The sequence below is a fragment of the Psychrobacter sp. FME5 genome, assembly GCF_014861375.1.
GTDB lineage: Bacteria > Pseudomonadota > Gammaproteobacteria > Pseudomonadales > Moraxellaceae > Psychrobacter.
Genome location: NZ_RRYX01000040.1, coordinates 1 through 22,613, shown reverse-complemented (window position 1 = coordinate 22,613; position 22,613 = coordinate 1). Strand labels below are relative to the sequence as shown.

20 protein-coding genes and 1 pseudogene are annotated in these 22,613 nt (G+C 43.1%); 6 read left to right on the top strand and 15 right to left on the bottom strand.

What is annotated here, in order from left to right; all coding sequences use genetic code 11:
- The 4 genes from EI161_RS07330 to EI161_RS07315 form a co-directional block, all read right to left on the bottom strand.
- Nucleotides 1-272, bottom strand: a 272-nt coding sequence (locus EI161_RS07330; protein WP_192529307.1) for an IS1 family transposase, incomplete at its 3' end; no start/stop codon positions are given.
- Nucleotides 273-466: 194 nt separating this feature from the next.
- Nucleotides 467-1,138 (bottom strand): ABC transporter permease subunit, encoded by a 672-nt coding sequence (locus tag EI161_RS07325; RefSeq protein WP_192522675.1) that lies wholly within the window; start codon nucleotides 1,136-1,138, stop codon nucleotides 467-469.
- Nucleotides 1,135-1,881, bottom strand: coding sequence for an amino acid ABC transporter permease (locus tag EI161_RS07320; RefSeq protein WP_192522674.1), 747 nt, complete (start codon nucleotides 1,879-1,881; stop codon nucleotides 1,135-1,137). The genes EI161_RS07325 and EI161_RS07320 overlap by 4 nt, the downstream gene beginning before the upstream one ends.
- Before the next feature lie 96 nt (nucleotides 1,882-1,977).
- Nucleotides 1,978-2,961, bottom strand: a complete 984-nt coding sequence (locus EI161_RS07315; protein WP_192522673.1) for a glutamate/aspartate ABC transporter substrate-binding protein — start codon at nucleotides 2,959-2,961, stop codon at nucleotides 1,978-1,980.
- A gap of 386 nt (nucleotides 2,962-3,347) precedes the next feature.
- Between EI161_RS07315 and EI161_RS07310 the strand changes: the two genes are divergently transcribed.
- Nucleotides 3,348-4,328 carry an Hsp33 family molecular chaperone HslO gene (locus EI161_RS07310; RefSeq protein ID WP_192522672.1) on the top strand — a complete coding sequence of 327 codons (981 nt, stop codon included), beginning with the start codon at nucleotides 3,348-3,350 and terminating at the stop codon, nucleotides 4,326-4,328.
- A gap of 69 nt (nucleotides 4,329-4,397) precedes the next feature.
- Here the strand turns inward: EI161_RS07310 and EI161_RS07305 are convergent, their stop codons facing one another.
- From EI161_RS07305 to EI161_RS07265, 9 genes are all read right to left on the bottom strand, one after another.
- Nucleotides 4,398-5,855, bottom strand: a complete 1,458-nt coding sequence (locus EI161_RS07305) for a hypothetical protein (RefSeq protein ID WP_192522671.1) — start codon at nucleotides 5,853-5,855, stop codon at nucleotides 4,398-4,400.
- A gap of 319 nt (nucleotides 5,856-6,174) precedes the next feature.
- Nucleotides 6,175-6,900 (bottom strand): fumarylacetoacetate hydrolase family protein, encoded by a 726-nt coding sequence (locus EI161_RS07300; protein ID WP_192522670.1) that lies wholly within the window; start codon nucleotides 6,898-6,900, stop codon nucleotides 6,175-6,177.
- Between the two features lie 192 nt (nucleotides 6,901-7,092).
- Nucleotides 7,093-7,818 (bottom strand): ABC transporter permease, encoded by a 726-nt coding sequence (locus EI161_RS07295; protein WP_192529306.1) that lies wholly within the window; start codon nucleotides 7,816-7,818, stop codon nucleotides 7,093-7,095.
- A gap of 12 nt (nucleotides 7,819-7,830) precedes the next feature.
- Nucleotides 7,831-8,565: an ABC transporter permease gene (locus EI161_RS07290; RefSeq protein WP_192522668.1), complete on the bottom strand. Its 735-nt coding sequence runs from the start codon at nucleotides 8,563-8,565 to the stop codon at nucleotides 7,831-7,833.
- 412 nt (nucleotides 8,566-8,977) lie between these two features.
- Nucleotides 8,978-9,895 (bottom strand): ABC transporter substrate-binding protein, encoded by a 918-nt coding sequence (locus EI161_RS07285; RefSeq protein ID WP_413038361.1) that lies wholly within the window; start codon nucleotides 9,893-9,895, stop codon nucleotides 8,978-8,980.
- A gap of 67 nt (nucleotides 9,896-9,962) precedes the next feature.
- Nucleotides 9,963-10,907: a transporter substrate-binding domain-containing protein gene (locus EI161_RS07280; RefSeq protein ID WP_192522667.1), complete on the bottom strand. Its 945-nt coding sequence runs from the start codon at nucleotides 10,905-10,907 to the stop codon at nucleotides 9,963-9,965.
- Between the two features lie 88 nt (nucleotides 10,908-10,995).
- Nucleotides 10,996-11,796, bottom strand: coding sequence for a transporter substrate-binding domain-containing protein (locus EI161_RS07275; RefSeq protein WP_192522666.1), 801 nt, complete (start codon nucleotides 11,794-11,796; stop codon nucleotides 10,996-10,998).
- Nucleotides 11,797-12,152: 356 nt separating this feature from the next.
- Nucleotides 12,153-12,953: an ABC transporter ATP-binding protein gene (locus EI161_RS07270; RefSeq protein ID WP_192522665.1), complete on the bottom strand. Its 801-nt coding sequence runs from the start codon at nucleotides 12,951-12,953 to the stop codon at nucleotides 12,153-12,155.
- 340 nt (nucleotides 12,954-13,293) lie between these two features.
- Complete coding sequence (locus tag EI161_RS07265; RefSeq protein WP_192522664.1) at nucleotides 13,294-13,620, bottom strand: hypothetical protein; 327 nt, start codon at nucleotides 13,618-13,620, stop codon at nucleotides 13,294-13,296.
- Nucleotides 13,621-14,218: 598 nt separating this feature from the next.
- Between EI161_RS07265 and EI161_RS07260 the strand changes: the two genes are divergently transcribed.
- The 5 genes from EI161_RS07260 to EI161_RS07240 all read left to right on the top strand — a co-directional run bounded on the left by EI161_RS07260 (nucleotide 14,219) and on the right by EI161_RS07240 (nucleotide 20,786).
- Nucleotides 14,219-15,520, top strand: coding sequence for a glutamate-5-semialdehyde dehydrogenase (locus tag EI161_RS07260; RefSeq protein ID WP_192522663.1), 1,302 nt, complete (start codon nucleotides 14,219-14,221; stop codon nucleotides 15,518-15,520).
- A gap of 412 nt (nucleotides 15,521-15,932) precedes the next feature.
- Nucleotides 15,933-16,712, top strand: a complete 780-nt coding sequence (locus EI161_RS07255) for a ribonuclease domain-containing protein (RefSeq protein WP_192522662.1) — start codon at nucleotides 15,933-15,935, stop codon at nucleotides 16,710-16,712.
- A gap of 1 nt (nucleotide 16,713) precedes the next feature.
- The gene (locus tag EI161_RS07250) at nucleotides 16,714-17,094 is read left to right on the top strand and encodes a barstar family protein (RefSeq protein ID WP_192522661.1); all 381 of its coding nucleotides are present in this window, start codon (nucleotides 16,714-16,716) and stop codon (nucleotides 17,092-17,094) included.
- A 195-nt stretch (nucleotides 17,095-17,289) separates the two neighbouring features.
- Nucleotides 17,290-18,564, top strand: a complete 1,275-nt coding sequence (gene gltS, locus EI161_RS07245) for a sodium/glutamate symporter (RefSeq protein WP_192529305.1) — start codon at nucleotides 17,290-17,292, stop codon at nucleotides 18,562-18,564.
- A 341-nt stretch (nucleotides 18,565-18,905) separates the two neighbouring features.
- Complete coding sequence (locus EI161_RS07240) at nucleotides 18,906-20,786, top strand: WG repeat-containing protein (protein ID WP_225735269.1); 1,881 nt, start codon at nucleotides 18,906-18,908, stop codon at nucleotides 20,784-20,786.
- A gap of 71 nt (nucleotides 20,787-20,857) precedes the next feature.
- Here the strand turns inward: EI161_RS07240 and glyA are convergent, their stop codons facing one another.
- Both glyA and EI161_RS07230 read right to left on the bottom strand, forming a co-directional pair.
- Nucleotides 20,858-22,114 (bottom strand): serine hydroxymethyltransferase, encoded by a 1,257-nt coding sequence (gene glyA / locus EI161_RS07235; RefSeq protein WP_192522658.1) that lies wholly within the window; start codon nucleotides 22,112-22,114, stop codon nucleotides 20,858-20,860.
- 377 nt (nucleotides 22,115-22,491) lie between these two features.
- Nucleotides 22,492-22,613: pseudogene (locus EI161_RS07230) on the bottom strand (IS982 family transposase); the annotation flags it as partial.

Here is a 22,613-nt window from a genome sequence, read left to right as displayed (position 1 = left end):
TAAACAGATGAGCCTATGGTGCTCAATACTTTACCGATACTGACTGAGGCTATAACAGCTATGTCTCTAACGCCGCAACCTCTAACCATCATTAGCCGTATGATGTCTTCTATTTTAGAATGACAGCCGTGATAGGTTAACGCATGATCGCCAATAAATTGACGTTTGCAGTCCTTGCATTGGTAGTTCTGCTTGCCATAGCTTTTTATGCCGTTTTTCTTTAAACTGGGACTGTGACAGTCGGGGCAGCTGATATCTATTTGTGTCTTCATAACCTCAAATATATCATCTTGCTTTGACTGTCACCCTCCTTTTATCTCCTCAGCATACTTTCTGATACACCACCACATTATGATATGACGCAGAACTGGTATAAATTTTTCTTGCTTGCTGTGTCTACGCTGACAGAGGCTGCAAAAAATGTATACCAGTCCCGCTGTACCGCTTTTATATTGAACTTACTATATTAAAATCTGAAACGCTTTTGCAATTGCTGCACGCCAATCGACGCGCTTAAACTAATGACAAAATAAACAGCACCCGCCCCTAAGATATAAGGCGTTAATAAACCCATTAACTCACCACGAACATAGGCGGCACGGAAAAAGTCCGTCAAACCGATGGCAAAGACCAGGGTCGTATCTTGAAATAAAATAATACATTGCTGCAAAATTAATGGCAGCATCTTACGAAATGCTTGCGGCAAAATAACCAAACGCATGGTCTGCCCATAGGTCATGCCCAGCGCTTTCGCTGCATTGACCTGCCCACTACCAATCGACTGAATACCAGCGCGCACCACCTCTGAAAAATAAGCCGCCTCAAACATCATAAAAGCGACCACACACGAGGTAAAAGCAGTATCAAGTTGCAGATACTTACCGGCTATCCAAAAATAAATCATCGGTACAGCAAAATAAAACCACAGCAATACCAGTAATAGCGGGACTGAGCGGAAGTAATTGACGTATAGCTTGGCAGGAATTTCTAACGCCTTGATACCAGATAAGCGCATCAACGCCAATACCGTACCCAAACTAATACCACCAAGAATGGCCAAAAACAATACTTTTAGAGTGGTAATCATGCCACCCATCAAACCTGGATAAGCCGTTGCAAGCTCAGTCATCATATTCATTTCTGACTCCCTGCAATAAGCCCAGGCACGCGCAATTTACGCTCGATTAATCCCATAATAGCTATCAACGACAGATTAAATACCAAATAAATAATGGTCGCATAGGTATAAATTTCGAGGCTGTTTTGGGTATATTCACTGATGGTTTTGGTCTGGCTAATCAGCTCCATGACCCCGACCAAAGACGCCACCGACGCGTTTTTAAAACAGTTGGTCAGCTCTGAGCTAAGCGGGGGAAGAATAACGCGAAACGCTTGTGGTAACAGCACTTCTTTATAAGCTTGTGGAATACTGAATCCCAGCGCATAGGCGGCATTGATTTGCCCTTCAGGCAACGATTCGATACCAGTACGTACTTGCTCGACAATACGCGCCGCGGTAAATAAGCCAAGACCAATACTCGCTGATAGCATGGCGGAGGTATTTGGAGACAAGTCTTTATACCACCACTCTTGAATCGTCGGCGTGAGCCAACCAGGGGCAATATAAAACCAAAAAAATAGTTGAACAAGCAAAGGAATATTACGAAAAAAAGTCACATAAGCCGTACCAATTGCACGGGCGGCTTTATTGGGTAAGGTGCGCATGATGCCAAACACAGTACCCACGACCATGGCTATAGCCCAGGCTATACTACCAATCAATAGTAACCAGCCAAGACCCGTAATCATCCAATGGAGATAAAGCTCGTTACCGATACCCGTTTGCTCAAAGAGCACACCCCAGTTCCAGCTATAATTCATGGTCGTCTCTCCGAACAACGGTTAAAAAGCCTACGTGCGCAGACAGACATTGATCTCAGTCGGCACGCGTAAGCAAGCTATGCTAAAAAACAACCATTATTCTGCCGTCGCAACTTTCGGCTGAGTACCATCATGTGGATTGGCAATCAGGGCTTTTAAGTTGTCAGACATCTCAAAGTTTAGATTGACGTTTTTTGGTGGAATTGGGTTTAAGAACCATTTGTCATAGATGGCATTGATTTCGCCTGACTTAAAGACATTGGCTAACGCTTCATCAACGACCGCTTTGAATTCAGGGTCATCCTTACGCATCATACAACCATAAATCTCAAACGATTGTGGTTCACCAACGATGACCCATTCATCAGGATTTTTTGCTTTGGCTTTTTCGCCAGCCAGCAACACATCATCCATCATAAAGGCATCAGCACGACCATTTTCTAGCATCAGGAAGCCTTCGCCATGATCTTTTGCTGAAATGATATTGGTATCCATTTTGTTTTCGTCATTGTACTGACGGATATAACGCTCTGAGGTCGTCCCTGCGGTAGTGACCAGTGTTTTACCTTTTAGGTCTTCAAAGTCTTGAATGCCAGAGTTTTTGTTGGTCAATAGACGCGTACCAATTTCAAAGAAGCCGTTAGAGAAACCAACTTGCTTTTGACGCTCTTCGTTGTTGGTGGTTGAGCCACACTCAAAGTCTACCGTACCGTTTTGTACCAATGGAATTCGCGTTTGCGAGGTGATGAGGTTATAGCGAATTTTTAGATCGGGCATATTCAGTTTTTCTTTTACCGCATCCACCACTTTCATCTCTAAATCGTGCGCATAACCAATCGGCTGATTAGGATCGTCAGCGATATAAGAAAATGGAATAGAGGAATCACGGTGGCCGACTACGATAGTGCCCGAGTCTTTAATCTTTTTTAAGGTGCCATTAGCATTTGCTGCCGCTTCTGTGGTGTTTTCACCATCTGCTGGCGTCGCTTCAGTGGTGGCTTGATTGCTGTTATTACAACCTGCTAGGCCTAGCGCCATAAAGGCAGCCAGAGTCAACGGTTTGGAAAGTGAGTAGCTCATGGGATACATCCTTTTATCACATTAACACAAGATTGAATGAGTGCTTGGACGACGTAAGTCTTATTCGTTGACCTGATTGCCACGCATCCATGCGGTTGTTGCTATTACTTATCACAATGCAACTTAATGTTACTGTACAACAAATTGGCGTGCGAAGGTAAACTTTTTTTGATGAGTGTTATATTTAATAATTTCAGGCTTATACACTTTGGGCTATCAAATAAAACAAACGCTATGAGCAAGTATATTCATCGCTGTTTAAAAAATTCATACTGACATTTATTATTTATACCTCCCTTCAAAATACTGAAAAATCTATAAGCACAATTGATAAATCACGATGAATCCCCATAAAGCTAACAACTTCTTAATACTATAAACGACCTATGACACAAGATACGCAGACCCCAAGTAATGACGACCAAACCACTGACAACCATAGCGAAAACGACGTCCGTCAACGCTTTTTTATTGAAGATTCACCAGTGCGCGGTGATGTGGTGCGCCTATCACGCAGCTATGCGAGCACTATTGCCCAAAAGCCCTACCCCGAAGCGCTGAAACGTTTATTGGGCGAGATGCTAACGGCAGCGAGCTTGCTAATCAGCACCGTTAAAATCAACGGCCGCTTGTCGATTCAATTGCAATCATCTGATAGCGATAGCTTACTCAATTGGGCGATGGCTGAGTGTGACCAAAACGGTATCATCCGCGCGCTTGCCAGCTGGAAAGGTGACACTGAAGCGCAAGTACAGGCTTGGGAAAACATGACCCATGCCAAAGAAGCTTTTGCTGAGCTGGGTGCGACGGGGCAAGGCGTGCTGTTTATTAATATCCAGCCCGAAGGCGGCGAACCGTATCAAGGTATCGTTGAGCGTAGCCATGACAATTTGGCGGACTGCTTAGCCCATTATCAAAAGCAATCGGCACAAATCCCGACGCTCATTAACTTGGCCTCTGATGGCTTGCAAGCTGGTGGTATCTTGGTACAAATGCTACCGCGTACGGCGGCAGAAACCTATGAAGTCGAGCAAAATGAAGACGCTGGTATCGATGATGATTTGTGGACGCGTTTGAGCATTTTAACCCGCACGGTCAAGGCAAAAGAGCTGACCACGCTGGATACTAACGAAATTCTTTATCGCTTATATAATGAAGAAAATGTCGTTGCTCCTGCTCCTGTGCCATTATCTTTTGGTTGTACCTGCTCTCGCGAGAAATGCGAGACAGCCATCGAGCAAATCGGTGAAGCGGAAGCGTTAGATATCGTCGAAGAGCAAGGCGGAACTTTTGAGATGGATTGCGGATTTTGCGGTGAAGTTTACAAGTTTAATAAAGACGATGTGGCAGCGATATTTGCTGAGTAGTATTTAACCGAATGAGCAATAAAAACCCCTCAAGTATGATGCTTGAGGGGTTTTTATTGCTTTTATTATTTAAGCTTCATCCTCTACCGGATAAGAGTAGATACGAGAGTCAATGCCATATTTTTCTTCATGTGCATCGCCCAGTTTATTCTCTAACAGCCAAGCAACGACTTGCTGATGTACTCTATCGTTATAAATGAGATTCATATGATTGACACCATAAAAAATCGCCTTATGACCCTCTGGTACTGCCAAAGTATGCTCTTCGGTATATTCACCAAGTGCCGATTCTACTGAAACCAGTCCATCACCCAGTAAGCTTGTGGTTTTATTTTCATAATGCGTCTCAATCATAGCCGCCGCCACTAAATAGGTATTCACATGCAAAGGTAGGCGCGTTGGATGACGGAACTCTGCTGGCAATACACTGCGCCCTTCTAAAGACTTCCAGTCGGCATCGCGAATACTGCCATAACGCAAATCAATAATACCCGCACTACGCAAATCGCCCAACTTGGCCAATGACCCTGCAAAAGGCAGTTTAGCGATTTTATATTGCACAAAATTACCAATCCGCTCCAAACTCGCGCCATGATGCGGCGAGCCTAAAGTGACAAGATTGCCGACGCGCTCCACCCAGCTAAAGCCTTGTTCTTTACCATAAAACAGCGCGCTACGACTCACCAACCCCCCCATACTGTGACCGATTAAATCGATCTGGGTGATATCAGGATGACTATCGAGCATGTTTTGCAACACTCTAGCAAAGCTGCGTCCATTACTAGAGATACGGCGACCTGTATTGTAATTTAAATACAAAACGGTCGAATCTGACATCTTGTTGACCAGCGTATCACCTAGATTATCCTCTCCAGATACCTGCCAGCTTAAATGACTCATGCAAAGCCCGTGGCATAAAACAATCACCCGCCCTGATAACTCGCCACTTTGAATACAATTATTTTTATCATACAACGTCATCGAAACTGCCAGTGGATTGTCATGATTGATGAGATGATCGCCCATCACGCCATTTAAAATATTAACGAGGCGGCGTAAGTTTTTCGGTAGCGGTTGTACTTTTTTTGGTTTCACAACATTGTTATAGAGTCGCAGTCCAACAGCGATGTTGTTGCCAACCAATTGCATCGCATTGCGTACCGTGCCATAAATTCGCCCCGTGATACCGCGCTGCCATCGATTGAGATTGCCTTCATTAAAACGCCCTAACGGACGTAACAGAACTTCACGATGGATGGCCTCTACGATATCGGTGACCTCAACCACGCCCATCGTTGCAAGCTGGGCCAAGCCTTCAAAAAAATCAACCAAAGAGATAGGTTGATACGGCTGGCTATCATTATTATCTACAACTTCTGCTGACTGCTCATCCATATAAATATATTCAAGCTTATCCAACTCTTCATACACATCACCTTGAAAGTCAGATTCGCTATCGGTTTCAGGTGGACGCCGAGTTGTCGCAAATAAATCATGAATGGTATTTAGGGATTTTGGACTGCGCATAATTTTTATACATCAAGCAATGGAGGGGAGTTTGCCATACTATCCTGTAAAGATGACAAACAGAAGAAAATCATTTAACTATCGGGTAGTTTTATTGTCACGATACATTTTTATTATCATAATACATTCGTCAAAAAAACCCCAAATCAAATTTGAGGTTAGTTTAACCTGCTCCTGACTATAGATTTTTCTTACTTGCTGTGCGCAGGTGCGACAGAGGCTAAAAAAACCTATAATTGTTAGCACTATATTGTTTATAAATAATAATTTTTACATTGATGTTTATTAAAGATTTTATAACAAGTAACTCGTTTATCATTTATGCGACGTGAGTTTGCCATTGATGCGCGCCAAGTTTTAGCATTAGCGCATCACCTGCCTGCAATACCCCAACGCCACTTGGCGTACCGGTCATAATGACATCACCAGCTTGCAGGCTAAAAGCATGGCTGATATTGACCAGTAATTCATAGACTGGAAATAGCATCAAAGCGCTATCGCCATCTTGCTTGAGCTCATCATTGATAGTCAGCTGATAATGTACGTTTTTGAAGTCAGCGAACGCTTGTGGATCAAGCCAATCACCTAGCACGCAAGCACCATCGAAGCACTTAGCGCGCTCCCACGGATGACCTTTTTCTTTTAGCTTAGATTGTAGCTCACGCAAGGTCAAATCCAACCCTAAGGTCACGCCACCAATTGCTTGCTTAGCCTGTTCAATCGTTGCTGCAGATAAATCTGCTGACAGCTGAATACATAGCTCGGCCTCGTAATGCGTCTCACCAAACTGCTCTGGATTTGGACGCACAATACCATCACGCATAGAAACAACTGAAGACGCTGGCTTCATAAACAGCATCGGCGAAGTAGGCACTTCATTGCCCAATTCACGAGCATGCGCGGCATAGTTGCGACCGACGCAGACAACTTTACCGATAGTCGCCCGTAACTGCTCATTGGTGTTTTTCGCGCTATGATTATTATCACTGTTATTGACGCTATCAACAATGGCACTAGCGATAGACATATGGGGCGATTGGCTCATACTAAACTCTCAAAACAAAGGATGGCTATTATTATCAGGAGTAATTACAGCACTATAGGATCTGTCTCACCTGCAAACAGCAAGCAAAAAATACAGGCAATAACACTGTATCTTTTCTAAAATGAATCCACTATATCTACCATTACCATTACCATTACCATTACCATTACCATTACCATTAACCCTAAACCATTAAGGAATGGTATTGGTAATCACATCTGGTGGCACATAACTTGCGTGACGGTTCATACGCTTTTCAAACAATCTAAAGCTAAATAGAATCACCCACGATAATAAAATATAGACAATACCGGCGGCAAAGAATAACTCCATCAAGGTATAAGTCCGCGCACTAATCGTCCGCGCGACGCCAGTGATGTCCATCAAGGCGATGGTGGAGGCTAGCGCACTACCCTTTAGCATAAAGATAACTTCATTACTGTAAGCTGGAATGACAATACCAAAGGCACGCGGTAAAGTAATACGCGTCAGCTTTTGCCATTTTGACATACCAATCGCGTCGGCGGCTTCAAGCTCACCTACAGGGATATTCTGAATAGCACCACGAATAATCTCGGCTAAGTACGCGCTGGTATTTAAAGTAAAGGCAATGATGGCACACCAGTAAGCTTGGCTAAGTACCGGCTCCCATAAGAACGACTCACGTACGGCTTCAAATTGACCAAGACCGTAGTAAATCAAAAATATCTGCACCAGTAACGGTGTACCGCGGAAAAAGAAAATATATAAAAACGGTAACACCTGCACTGTCCAACTTTTGGACAGCCGCAATAACGCCAAAATCAAACCAAATAACAGCCCGATAACCCCTGAGAACACCACCAGCTGTACGGTCAATACCGCGCCACCAAGTAAGTCAGGGATATGGTCAAAAATGACCTGCCAATTCCAATCCATAGTATCTCTCCTCTACCCTATGGTCGATTGACGGTGAGTGGTTTGACGGCTGAGCTTTTTAGCATAGCGCGCCGCTGGATTGGCGCGCCATTCAAGCCACATCATAAAGCCAGTAATCAACATGGTCAGACCCAAATAGATAATCGCCGCTGCCATATAAAAGGTAAATGGCTGCTGTGTTGACTGCGCCGCACGCGAAGATTGATACATGATATCCTTGAGACCCACGACCGAGACCAATGCCGTGTCTTTGAGCAATACCAAAAATAAATTGCCCAGTCCTGGCAATGCAATCTGCCATACTTGCGGTAAGGTAATACGATAAAAAGTCTGAAAAGGACGCATCCCAATCGCTTGCGCCGCTTCATTTTGCCCTATCGGAATCTCTTGAATCGACATGCGGAAAATTTCAGTCGCATAAGCCCCAAAAGCAATAGACAGCGCCATCACCCCGCCCCAAAAAGCACTAATTTCGACATAGTCGTTATAGCCAAACTTTTTGAGGACGCTCATTAGCAGTATAGAACCGCCATAATAGATAAACAGTACCAACAGCAACTCAGGAATACCGCGCATCGTAGCGGTATAGACAGTCGCAAGTTTACGCAACAGCCAGATATTAGACAGTTTCGCTGTCGCACCGAGCAGGCCTAGAGCCAAACCGATGATTAAGCTGGTCATAGCAAGCTTTATGGTGACGGTAGCGCCGCTCAATAAAAGCGCGCCAAATCCTTGTAAATCAAACACAATTATCCACTCAGTCTCTTTATATTAGCAAGTTGCAAAATATGAGTTAAAAGAATCAGCATCAATAGCTGAGCGCTGCTGATAAACGTATTGTAGACCAAATAGATAATGGCCGCTTGCGTCATAGATTGACGTCAGATGCATACGATTATTGCTGCGGTAATTGACACAGTAGAAATGAGCGCTGATTTTATCATATTCGCTCGCCGCTATGTTAATACTGACACGTAAAAGCGCTGCTTAAATAGGCACTTATAGCGATTAATATTAAATAAATAACAGAGGTTTGACCAAAGTTGACAGTCAATTACCCATAAAATAAAAAAAGACATCACCACTGGTAATGTCTTTCTGCTTATTCATACAACAGTAATACAGTCATTAATGCGACAATAATACTGAGTGATTATGGCTATTGTGCAGCGCTATCTACGATTGGAGTTTCTGTGGCTGTCGCACTGGCTGGCACGGCAAAATATTTTTGATTGATTTTGTCATAAGTGCCATTAGACTTTAGGTTAGCCAATGATTGATTAATCTTCGCTTGTAACGCTTCATCGTCAGGACGTACAGCAATGGCAAAATTATCATTGATATCAATATCATCACCTTTTAGCACATAATCACTACCTGACGGTGAGCCAAGCCATTCTATCGCTGGCAGCTTGTCAGAAATCATGGCATCGACGCGACCAGAACCCAAATCCAAAAAGGCATTACTCAGCGTATCATATAGCTTCATATTGGCTTTTGGATAAACATCTTCTAACCACTGCGAGGAGATGGTCGAGCGCTGCGCGGCAATAGAGTGTGCATTAATATCGCTGCTACTGCTCGGATCAAAACTGCTGTCTTTTTTGGCTAAAAAAACCAATGCATTGCTAAAGTACGGATCTGTGAAGGCAACTTGTTTGGCGCGTTCAGGTGTTACCGACATCGCCGCGACAATGGCATCATACTTACCCGCCTTTAGACCAGGGATAATACCGTCCCAGTCTTGCGCCATGATTTCACAGCTCACTTGCATATCAGCACAGATGGCATTGGCTATTTCAACATCAAAGCCACCCAACGTCCCATCGGCATTGGTATAGTTAAAAGGGGCATAAGCGCCCTCAGTACCGATGCGCAATACTTCATCAGTTGTTGCCGCAGTGTTCTCAGTAACCTGCGTATTGGTCTCAGTAGCACTCTCTTGATTATTGCTACAGCCACCTAAAGCTAAGAGCGCCGCCAGTACCAGCAATGACGTTGACTTATGACTCGTTGTTACAGAATTCATGATCGTTTTGCCCGTCACGGTGATGGCTGGGACACAATGGTTGCTCATAATCGTCCTTGATTTTTACTTTGAGAAAACACGGTAAAAAATACAACGTTATCCATTAGCTGTCGTATTAATTAGCTGCCGCTTCTGCTTGCTCTTCTTCAGCGGTGATTGCGTTACTATTAACAATGTTATCAACACTGTTATCAACAACACCCTCTTCGACACTATTGGTCACGACTGCTTTTTGCGCCGCAGTGGTCGAGCTGGTACCAAAGTAACTGCCCGTTATTTGATCATAAGTGCCGTTGTCTTTTAACTCAGCTAAGGCTGTATTAAATTTAGCAACCAATGGATCGCCTTTACGGAAAGCAATACCCATGGCGTCGTCGCTGGTGCTGATTTCTTGGCCTTTGACTTCGTAGTCTTTACCGGCTTCGGTTTTTAACCAGTCGATGCCTGTTACTTTGTCAGACATCATGCCGCGTACTCGACCTGACGTGAGGTCTAGATAAGCGTTGTCTTGAGTGTCATAAAGCTTGATATCCGCATCTTTATGTTCATCTTGCAAATACTGTGAAGCAACCGTTGAGCGCTGTGACGCAATAGGCTGATCTTTTAGGCCTTCTACACTGATGTCATCACCTTTTTTACCAATTAAGATAATACCGGTATGAAAGTAAGGGTCGCTGAAGTCCACAACCTCTTTGCGTTCAGGCGTGATTGACATACCAGCGATAGCCGCATCAAACTTCTGCGCATTCAAGCCTGGAATCAAACCGTCCCAATCTTGCGAGACGACCTCACACTCCGCTTTCATTTGCGCACATAACGCATCAACCAGCTCAATTTCATAGCCGATCAGTTTGCCATCGGCATCGGTGTAGCTAAAAGGCTTATAGCTTGATTCTGTGGCGATTTTGATGTTTAGAGGCGCTTCAGCTGCCGCATCAGTTTCTGCATTATCTACCGGTGCTGAGCTATTGTTACAAGCTGTCAGCATTAGCATGGCTGCACTTAGTGGGGCAAGCCACAAGGCTTTTTTGCTCATTGATGATGTCATTGAAATTATCATAGGTATTATTCCTTAATATATTTACCAGCCGTTTATTGATCCGCAATTGGTTGCTCAAAGATTATTGATTGAAACCTATCAATCAAAATTATTGACCAAAGTTTTCCTGTTCGAGACGAGCAAGCTCACCGTTACTACGGATTTCGCTCAACGCTTTATTAAAGTCGTCTCTGATTGGATCACCTTTACGCACAGCAATGGCAATATTGTCATCGTTATCAATCTCATCACCCACGATACCGAAGCCTTTGGTATTGTCTGCTAACCATGATTTAGCAGAGACTTTTTCGGCCAATACCGCATCGCTACGACCAGATTTTAGGTCTAAATAGGCATTGTCATAATTGTCATACAACTGGACAGTATTACCGTCTTTGCCTTCATAATTATCTTGCAGATAAGCACCAGGCGTCGTTGAACGCTGACCACCGAGCGTCAAGTCTTTAATAGTCTTAGGATCAAAACTACCATCATTATCTGTCAGCCATACCATGGTATTGGCAAAGTAAGGCTCGCTAAAATCGACCTTTTCTTGACGTTCGTCAGTGATAGACATCCCAGCGATGACGGCGTCATATTTTTGCGCCAATAGACCTGGAATGATACCGTCCCAATCTTGTGCGACGATGTCACACTTGGCTTGCATCTGGTCACATAAGGCATTGGCAACATCGATGTCGAACCCTGCCAAGCTACCATCAGCATTGGTATAGTTAAAAGGAGGATAAGCGCCTTCGGTGGCGATACGAATGGTCTTGCCAGCCGTTTCTGCCGCAGGTGCATCAGCGTTGGTATCAGTAGCTTCATCAGCTGGTTGACTACAAGCACTCAGCATCAATGCTACAGTGACGGTCATCGATGACCACAATAGGCGAGAATTCGACATCATACATTCCTTAAATTCTGATGGGATTTTAATAGGGGAGTTTTAATATATGGTTGCTCTAATATAGCGTTCTCTGACGTCCCTGCCAGACAAACAATATAGATAGCAGAATAGACAAGCAGCCGTCATATCGACCACTTATAAACCTTCTGATAATACCTGAGTAAAATATCAAAAACAAACGTTTTGCATACCGACTGTTATTAATGGGTAATAAATAATCAACGATGCTTACTAAACAGTAGTTTCTATAGTTTAAATAAATTGAGGATATAGGCAGTTCTAAATAAAGTCGATACGATTGTAATAAGGTAAATAGCCACGTGCTGCTTGAAGATAAACAGGGGCTAAATGCCAGATTAGCTGTTTTGGCGATGCGAGGCCATAAAGTCTTTGACGCGCGCAGAGGTAGGATTATCAAAGACTTGTTCAGGCGTGCCAATTTCTTCGATCACGCCTTGATGTAAAAAGACTACCTTGCTGGAGACCTCACGAGCAAAACGCATCTCATGGGTAACAATCAGCATCGTACGCCCTTCTGCTGCCAACTCGCGCATCACAGCCAGCACTTCGTTGACCAGCTCAGGGTCTAGCGCTGAGGTTGGCTCATCAAACAACAGTACTTGCGGCTGCATCGCTAGAGCGCGCGCTATAGCGACACGCTGGCGTTGACCACCTGATAAATTCGCTGGATAAGCGTCTTTTTTATCGAGTAAACCTACTTTATCGAGTAGCTTTTCCGCATCGCTAATGGCTTGGTCTTTTTTAATTTTTAAGACTTGCGTTGGCCCTTCGATAATATTTTGCAAAATCGTTTTGTGCGGCCACAAGTTGAAGTTCTGAAACACAAAACCCACGCGCGCGCGCAAGCTTTCTAACTGTTTGACATCTGCTGCTTGCAACTCGCCTGACTTGGCAGGTTTTAGCATCAGCTCGTCGTTACCGATGATGATGCGACCCTGATTGGGCTTTTCGAGCAAATTGATACAGCGCAGCAATGTAGATTTACCTGAGCCAGATGAGCCCAAAATAGAGATGACGTCACCGTCGTAGGCGGTAAGAGACACCCCTTTTAGCACAGCAAGCGAGCCGAAGCTTTTATGAATGTCTTGTAAATCTAAGGCGATAGGCCGAGTCGGATTCTTTGCAGTATCAAGCATGGTTTAGCAGACTTCCAATAAATATGAGTGAAAACGTGAATACAAGTAATAAGTGGATACAAGTAAATAGTACGATATCAGCTGCTATCGCTATAAATAGCAACCATCGTCTTAACGCGATAGCATGACAGCTAATGAGACAAACAGAAAAATGTCACATTGTCGCTTATTACGCAGTAAAAAGGCAAACCCTATGTTTAAAACCGCCATTACAGCTATATTTAGTGAGCGACCAAATAACGGATAAAATAAAGCTCAGACTGCATTGACAGTGCTGAGCTTTATTTTATCACTTTAGCGTACTAGGCGTTGTTTTATCTAGCACCTTAAATTGAATGGCCTAATAAGTCGAGACGTGTTCCTCAGATTCACTACCATCCATGACTTCTGCTTCATCATCGGCAGTGGCGACTGCAACATCATCATTCATGATTTCGTCATCGGTCATGACCACAGTGTCGGTATCATTATTAATGTCATTTGCACTAGCAACAGCGACATCATCATTTGCACCCACCGCTTCTTGCTCTACTGGCGCCTGGGCATCAACCGCTGGATCAGTTTCCATCGGCGGCTCATCTTTTTTGCCACACGCACTTAGGGTCAATGCCGCCGCGACCAAACCAACCATTAACCCGTTTTTATACATGTTACTTTTAATCGCCATTTTATTCTCCATCATCAGTATTTATTTAGATCTTGCTAGTTATCTTATTAATAGCTTGACCATCAATTAACTTATCGCTCACTATACTGACGATTACCCATCACTACCTTAGTAGTTACAGCACAGTTCTGTTAAAGGTACGTAACGAAAAAAAGCCATGTAACAGGAGGTTTTCTCCTTAGAACTTCTTATAGTATTTATGCCCTAAAAGCTTAAAATGAAATCAGTAGTATGTAGTATATAGTTGATTCACTTTAAAACCGATACGAGTGCTACTGTTATCAATTTTACGCAGCCTCTGTCACGCTTGCGGACAGCAAGCAAGAAACATTTATAACAGTAGCACTAGCACGTGGTTATTTACTTTATTACAGTCGTATCGATTTTATTTAGAACTGCTTATAAGACCATAAAGACAGTCGTAAACGCTTTGTAAAGCAAAGCTTGTTCACAAAATCATCTTTACTATCGACTCAATCTCCTCTATGTTAAATAGCATAATGCCATATAGGCATCCAAACATGCTTTTTTGCTAAACTTTCGCCTTTTTGGGCGCTTTATTTGTTTAAAACATCTATAACCATAAGGAAAATAATTTATGAGTCAATCGACTACCACAGACGTTACCACATATATGCAATCTGTCGGCAAGCAAGCACGAGCAGCTTCGCGTACCCTCGCTGCTGCCAATACTGGGGATAAAAACTCAGCACTCATGGCGATTCATGAGGTGTTGTTGAATGCCAAGTCAGAGATTTTAGCCGCCAATAAAATCGATATGGATAATGGACAAAAGAACGATTTGGACGCCGCATTATTAGACCGTTTAGAGCTAAACGATGTACGATTCGATGGTATGTTGCAAGGACTAGAAGATGTCGCCGCGCTACCTGATCCTATCGGCGAAGTCACGGACATGACTTACCAGCCATCGGGTATTCATTTGGGTAAAATGCGTGTGCCGCTTGGTGTGGTCGGCATGATTTATGAGTCGCGTCCAAACGTGACCCTCGAAGCTGCTTCTCTGGCACTAAAATCAGGCAATGCCATTATCTTACGCGGTGGTTCTGAAGCCTTTGAATCTAATCAAGCGATTGCTAAATGCATCTTGCAAGGGTTAAAAAAGGCCGGTCTATCTGAGCATAGCGTGCAAGTATTGCAAACCACTGACCGTGCGGCAGTTGGCGAGCTTATCACCATGACAGAGTATGTCGATGTCATCGTTCCACGTGGCGGCAAAGGCCTGATTGCTCGTATCAGTAACGATGCCAAAGTACCGGTCATCAAACATTTAGATGGTAACTGTCATACCTTTATCGATAGCGATGCTGATCCGGAGACAGCGGTCAAAGTTAGCGTCAATGCAAAAACCCATCGCTACGGTACCTGTAATACCATGGAGACGCTACTGGTCGACGAAGCCGTCGCCAATGAGCTATTACCAAAGATTGCCGAAGCGATTATAGCCGCTGATGATGCAATGCAACTGCGCCTCGATGAAAAATCACAAGCCATCTTAAATGATAATGCCAAGCTTAGCGGTCATCTTTCAGCTGCCACTTCTGAAGACTGGGATACCGAATACCTCGCGCCTATTTTAGCGGTAAAAGTATTATCAGGCATCGATGAAGCGATTGAGCACATCAATACTCATGGTAGCCATCATACCGACGTTATCATTACCGATAACTATACCAAGTCACAAAGGTTTATCCGCGAAGTCGACTCAGCAAGCGTGATGATTAACGCCTCTAGCCGTTTTGCCGATGGTTTCGAATATGGGCTTGGTGCCGAAATTGGTATCTCAACCGACAAAATTCATGCTCGCGGCCCTGTCGGCCTTGAAGGACTAACCTCACAAAAATGGATCGTTTACGGTCAAGGCGAGACTCGTGCCTAATCCATAGTTTTAAGCAGTCACCTATAGCGTGACTTAGCGTATAATACACAAAAAAACGTCAGCTTAATTGCTGGCGTTTTTTATTGGCGGTAGATAGATTACGTCTACTGTAAAATAATTATTTATAGTTGCTCCGCTTTCAAAGGTATACAGGGTTGCTGGTATAAGTTTTTTGTAGCCTCTGTCTGCGTAGGCACAGCAAGCAAGAAAAACTTATACCAGTAGCGCGTTACAATATTTTTTACTTCTTTTAGTTATAACTGACGATAGCATCATAATAATACCATTCAAAAAAAATAGAGTGGCAAGGAAAACAAGTGCAAGTACTACGCCTTGTAGACTAAACGAGTTTGACACAGCTAATCTTACTTTTTGGGTTTGGTATAAAAACACTTTATAGGAACTAAGCCTCATGCAAAGTGGCGAAATAAAACATTGGAATCAGGATAAAGGCTATGGCTTTATCGATGTGAACAATCAAGATGAAGACGTGTTTTTTCACGTCAGTAAAGCACGATTACCGCAGCCAATAGCCGTCGGGCAAAAAGTCTATTTTAATAGTAAGCGCAATGACAAGAACCAACTGCGGGCAACTGAAGTGACCTCTAATGAGTTGAGTATCTTAGAAACGCCTGAATTAGATGTACCCAAGCGTCCTTCAAATAGGACTGGCCGACATAAAGATCATCAATCAACTGAAAACAATCAAAGCCATATCAACCGCCACGGTGGTCGCCAAAATAAGAGAAGCTCGCTGTCTACTTTGTTTAGTTTGATCGCCATCATCGCGGTCGCCGTTTATTTCTTAGGCAATTTTAAACCTACAATTCTCACTGATAGCGCTGCACCAACGACAACATCGCAACCTCAAAGACAGACACAAACATCAGCTACGCAAACGCAGCAGGCTAATAATGCAAGCATAACGGGCGATACGCAAATTGATAATACCATCGCCCTGATTCAGCAAGGTGGGCCTTTTCCTTATCCTCATAAAGACGGCACTATCTTTTATAACCGTGAAGGCAAGCTGCCCGCACAGTCGCAAAGCTACTATCATGAATATACCGTGCCTACTCCTGGAGTTTCGCATCGCGGGGCACGGCGTATCGTCACGGGCGGCAACCCTCCCACCGTTTATTATTTGACCATTGACCACTACGATAGCTTTCGCAAACTAGAGGTAAAATAATATGAGCCAAGCCATCTACTATATTGATCAGAGCAGCAATCAGCACATTAACGAAAATAGTAACCAAAAAGCTACAGCTCTAAATGCTAGCATTCCAACGCAGGCTGTTAATATACGCGTAGGTGAGGTACTGGATAAAACCACGCTATTAACCAGTTTAGCCGATGCCTGTGATTTCCCCAATTATTTTTCTCACAACTGGGATGCAGCATGGGATTGTCTAACAGATAGTGACGTGACTCACCTAAAGCTTGATTTAATAGCGGTAAAAAACATAAACACAGAGGACTTTAATACTTTTAAGCGCATTATTGAGGACGCTTATAAGGATTTTGGTAAACCACAACTGTGGGTTATTGTGCCATCCAAGGATGATGCTTAGTCGCTAATAACACCAAACCCAAAAAGTACGATTAGCTGAGTCAAACTCGTTTAGTCTACAGTGCGTAGCACTTGCACTCGTTTTCCTTGCTACGCTAATTTTTGTGAATGGTATGATGACAAAAACCTGAATTCGAGATAAAGCCATATTTATCCCGAATTCAGTTTAATTTATTTTTATAGAAAGGATTAACATATGGAAATTACCTTAAATGGCTATTACACCTTGATATTAGCCACTTTAGTGCTGCTACTTGGGCGCTTTTTGGTGAGGAGAGTGAAGTTCTTAGAGGACTTTAATATTCCAGAACCTGTTGCTGGTGGCCTCGTCGCTGCTATTGTGGTTTATATGCTCAATATCATTTGGGGCTATAGCTTCAACTTTCATCAAGGATTACAGACCGCGACCATGCTGATGTTCTTTGCCTCTATTGGTCTGAGCGCTGATTTTAGTAGACTCAAAGCAGGTGGTACGCCATTATTGATTTTTACTATCGTCGTCTCAGTCTTCATCGTATTGCAAGACATCGTGGGCGTGGCAATGGCAAGCGTATTGGGGCTTGATCCGCTGCTCGGTCTAGTGACAGGTTCTATCGCTCTGACTGGTGGTCATGGTACTGCAGGTGCGTGGGGTATTACCTTAGAACAAGAGTATGGCGTGGTCGGTGCGACGACGCTTGGTATCGCGGTTGCGACTTATGGTTTGGTTGCGGGCGGTATCGTTGGTGGTCCCGTTGCTCGTCGCTTGATTCAACGACTGGGACTAAAACCTACTCCTGCCAATACTGATCCAAGTGATATCGAAAAAGTCGCTGGCGCGCAGTCGTTATATAGCACCAAACATGATGAAGATTCGGCGCATAGCAATAAAGAAATCTTCGAAAGACCAGACAGCATGCGCTTTATCACTGCTTCCTCTACTATCGAAACCTTGGCTTTGTTTGCCGCAGCGTTGGCCTTCGCCGATGTGATGACCCTCGTTGCTCAAGATACTTGGTTTGAATTGCCTACCTTCGTTTGGGCATTGGCAGGTGGCGTTATCATTCGTAACGTCTTAACCACGGTGTTCAATTTTGATATGTTTGATCGCTCGATTGATGTCTTTGGTAACGCCTCATTGAGTCTATTCTTAGCCATGGCGCTATTGTCATTGAAATTATGGCAGCTGACTGATTTGGCAGGTCCTGTATTGGTCATCTTGCTGGTGCAGACTGTGATTATGATTATTTACGTTTACTTTATCACCTTTAAAGTGATGGGCAAAGATTATGATGCCGCGGTACTATCAGCAGGACATTGTGGTTTTGGTATGGGCGCGACACCAACGGCGATTGCCAATATGCAAGCGGTCACCGATCGCTACTTGCCATCGCCTAAAGCGTTCTTGATTGTACCGATGGTTGGTGCTTTCTTCGTTGATATCGTCAACGCTACGGTATTGCAGATATTTACCAAATTGCCATTTATGTAATTTTTTCAATAGTAAATTCAAATCAATTTTAATAAGGCTGGGCTACGCTATCGTAGTCCAGCTTTTTTTATTCATTAGCATAAACCAAGTATAACCATGGATAAAGATATTTGTCTGGACTTAATTTAGTTGTCTACCTACTATTGAACTAATGATGACCACTATGGATGTTTATGACCCTCAACTCTATTCTATTAAAACTACCTATCAGTCTTGCCCTAGCGACAACGTTATTTGCGCAAAATACATGGGCTAATGATTCATTGACTGAGGTATGCAAAAAGCCACCCGTAGCAAACTACGATAGCGTTGATTGCTTAAATGAGGGATTAGCCAGAGTGATGCGCGCCACCTTTAAAAGCCCGTACACTTACGACAAATATGGTTATGTTGACGCCGCAGGGCAAATCGTTGTACCACTACAATACGATAAAGCTCAATCGTTCCAAGAAGGGTTGGCCGCTGTCGCGATGTCGCGGCCATTGGCAAATGTGGTCATGATAGATAAATGGGGATTTATTGATAAAACCGGAAAAGTTATCGCACCATTACAATATGTAAATGTTGATTCCTTTTCTGAAGGCTTAGCGGTAGTTGAGAAAAATGGTAGTAGTGGATTCATCAATAAGACTGGAGAGCAAGTCATCCCATTACAATATAGTAATGCTGGGTCTTTTTCTGAAGGCTTGGCTGGTGTTGCAAAGGATGATAAATGGGGATTTATTAATAAAGGTGGGGAGATTATTATTCCCATGCAATATGACCGTGTTGATGCGTTTTCTGAAGGCTTAGCTGTTGTCGAAAAAGGGGATAAATATGGTTTTATTAACCAACAAGGCGACGAGATTGTTCCTTTACAATACGGCGATGCTATGTCCTTTAGTGAAGGCTTAGCGAGCGTTTCCAAAAATGGACTCTACTCTTCTTTTGATAGCAATTATGGATTTATAGATAAAAAAGGTAAAGTCATTATCCCAAAACAGTTTGATCGCGCTTACTCGTTTGATAAAGGCTTAGCTCGAGTGAAAAAAGAGAATAAGTGGAGTTTAATTGACCAAAGCGGAAATAAAATCACTTCTATACAATACAATGCTATTGAAGCTTTCGATGAAGGATTAGCCCGCGTTGAGAAAGACTATAAATTTGGCTTTGTTAATAAAGTGGGTTATGAAGTCATCCTCACAGAATACGATTCTGTCGAAGACTTTAGTCAGGGGTTAGTTATCGTCACGAAAGAAAACAAAAGAGGCGTTATCGATAGTACAGGCAACGTCATTGTGGCTGTGGAATTCGACAGTATCTCGCACACTGCCGACGGTATTATACATATCGTTCAAGCAGGTAAATCCGGCTTTTTAGATAAGTCAGGCAACGTCATCTCTCCACCACAATACGATGAGGCTGGTGTATTTATTGATGGTCTAGTGTGGGTTAAAAAGGACGATAAATATGGTTTCGTTGACAAGTTAGGTAACGCCGTTATCCCTTTGCAATATGCGAATGTTTTGGACTTTAATGACGGTCTTGCTCCTGTCACTAAAAATGGTAAATCAGGGTTTATAGATACGACAGGAGCTATCGTAATTCCTCTACAGTATGACTATACTTGGCATTTTGATAAAGGTTTATTGGCAGTTGATATAAAAGGTATGATGGGGCTAATCAATAAAATCGGCCAAGTGGTCATACCCTTAGAATACGGTAATATTGGCACGTTTGAAGCGGGTTTGGCGCCTGCTCAAAAAGACGAATTATGGGGCTTTATTGATACCGAAAATAAAACCGTTGTTCCCTTTAAATACGATAAGGTTGAGCCTTTTATCAATAACATAGCCCTCGTTACCAAAAATGCTCAGGTAGGCTTAGTAGATAAACTAGGTAAAGAGATTGTGCCAGTACAGTTTAATAACCTTAAGTTTTTAGATTTAACTTATATTAATTTTTTGGATGAGGCTATAGAAGGTGCTATGACCTTTAAATTAGAAGATGAGCAAGGCAATACCTTAGCTATAGTAGATAAAAAAACGAAATTTTTAGAAGATAGCCTATGGTACTTTGAAGGAGATATCACCAGTGTGAAACAAGACGCGCAGTTAGGATATCTCGATAATGACATCGCCATTATTCCGCAGAATCAAGATGCCATAAAGCCTTTTAATAAAGGCGTCATACTTGTTAAAAAAGACGGTAGTATATTTTATATCAAAACAGAAGTGAGCTGATCACAAAAAAACCGCCTAGCCATTCAGCTAAGCGGTTTTTCATTTAAAGCTTAAAATCCAATAATTAAGAATTACTGGTTTTTAGCATAAACTGGCTTTTTAGCACAAAGCGTTTTTACTTTCTCACGTGTGTCAGCGATCACTTTTTCGTCGCCACGGCTGTCTAGTACATCACAAATCCAACCTGCAACGTCTTTGACATCTGCTTCGTCAAAACCGCGAGTGGTCAACGCTGCAGTACCGATACGGATACCAGAAGTCACAAACGGTGATTTTGGATCGTTTGGTACGGCATTTTTATTGACGGTAATGTACGCATCGCCAAGCCATTTGTCCGCTTCTTTACCAGTCATTTCTTGCTTAACCAAGCTAATCAGCATTAAGTGGTTTTCAGTACCACCAGAGATGATTTCATAGCCACGGTCGATGATAACTTTGGCCATTGCTTGGGCGTTTTTCACCACTTGCTGCTGATAGGTCTTAAAGTTATCTTCTAAGGCTTCTTTAAAGCAAATCGCTTTTGCTGCGATGACATGCATCAACGGCCCACCTTGGTTGCCAGGGAAAACAGCAGAGTTTAGCTTTTTCGCCAGTTTTTCATCACGAGCCAAGATCATACCTGAGCGCGGGCCACGTAGGGTTTTGTGTGTGGTGGTGGTCACGACATCGGCGAAAGGTACTGGATTTGGGTAAGTGCCACCAGCGATAAGACCAGCGACGTGTGCCATATCTACCAAAAGGTACGCGCCTACTTCGTCAGCGATTTCACGGAAACGTGCCCAATCGACTACTTGTGAATACGCCGAAAAACCAGCAATAATCATTTTAGGCTTATGCTCTTTTGCCAAACGCTCAACTTCATCATAATCGATGAGGCCCGTGCCTTCGACCAAGCCATACTGCACCGCATTGTAGTTAAGACCTGAGAAGTTGATGTGCGCGCCATGGGTCAAGTGACCACCAGCGTCTAAGCTCATACCAAGAACCGTGTCATTGGCATCAAGTAAGGCTAAAAATACCGCAGAGTTTGCTTGGCTACCTGAATGTGGCTGGACGTTGACATACTCAGCACCGAACAATTCTTTTGCTCGGTCAATGGCTAATTGCTCAACAACATCGACATGTTCACAGCCACCATAGTAACGCTTGCCAGGATAGCCTTCTGCATATTTATTGGTTAAATCGGTGCCCTGCGCTTCCATTACTGCTTGTGAGCAATAGTTTTCAGAGGCAATAAGCTCGATGTGGTTTTCTTGACGAACGCTTTCTGCGGCCATTGCTTCAGCAAGTACTGGATCAAACTCTTTGATAGAAATATCTTTAAACATAGTGATGTCCTAAGTAGTGACTGTCATTGAAAAGAAGCTATAGATTACTCACAACAAAACCATTCCTGTATGAACGTCGCTATAAGCACCCTTGCAGTACTACTAATAGGTGCGGTTGTGCTCAGTTTTGTGGTATTGATATCATTGCGAATTGAGTCTATTAGCAAAGAACGAGTTGGAATAAACGCAGGCAGTTGCCCTGTGATTAATTGGTACAGTTCGGCAATAAATTCGATACGCATAGGCACCGATATCATCGCTAAAGTTCAAGTGTAGCATGAAACTTTATGTTGCGAACGCAAAAAAACCTCACCTCATATCAAGTAGGTTACATGTTAATAACTTCTTTATATAAATATTTATAAATCACCCCACTCTCAACTTGAAATAAGCAATTCAAACTGAAGAGGCGGGTTACCAAGTTTTTTGTTGAGTACAAAGCATAGATTATGAGACAGAATCTTACGAATCAATCGATGAGACAAATGCCATAAATCTC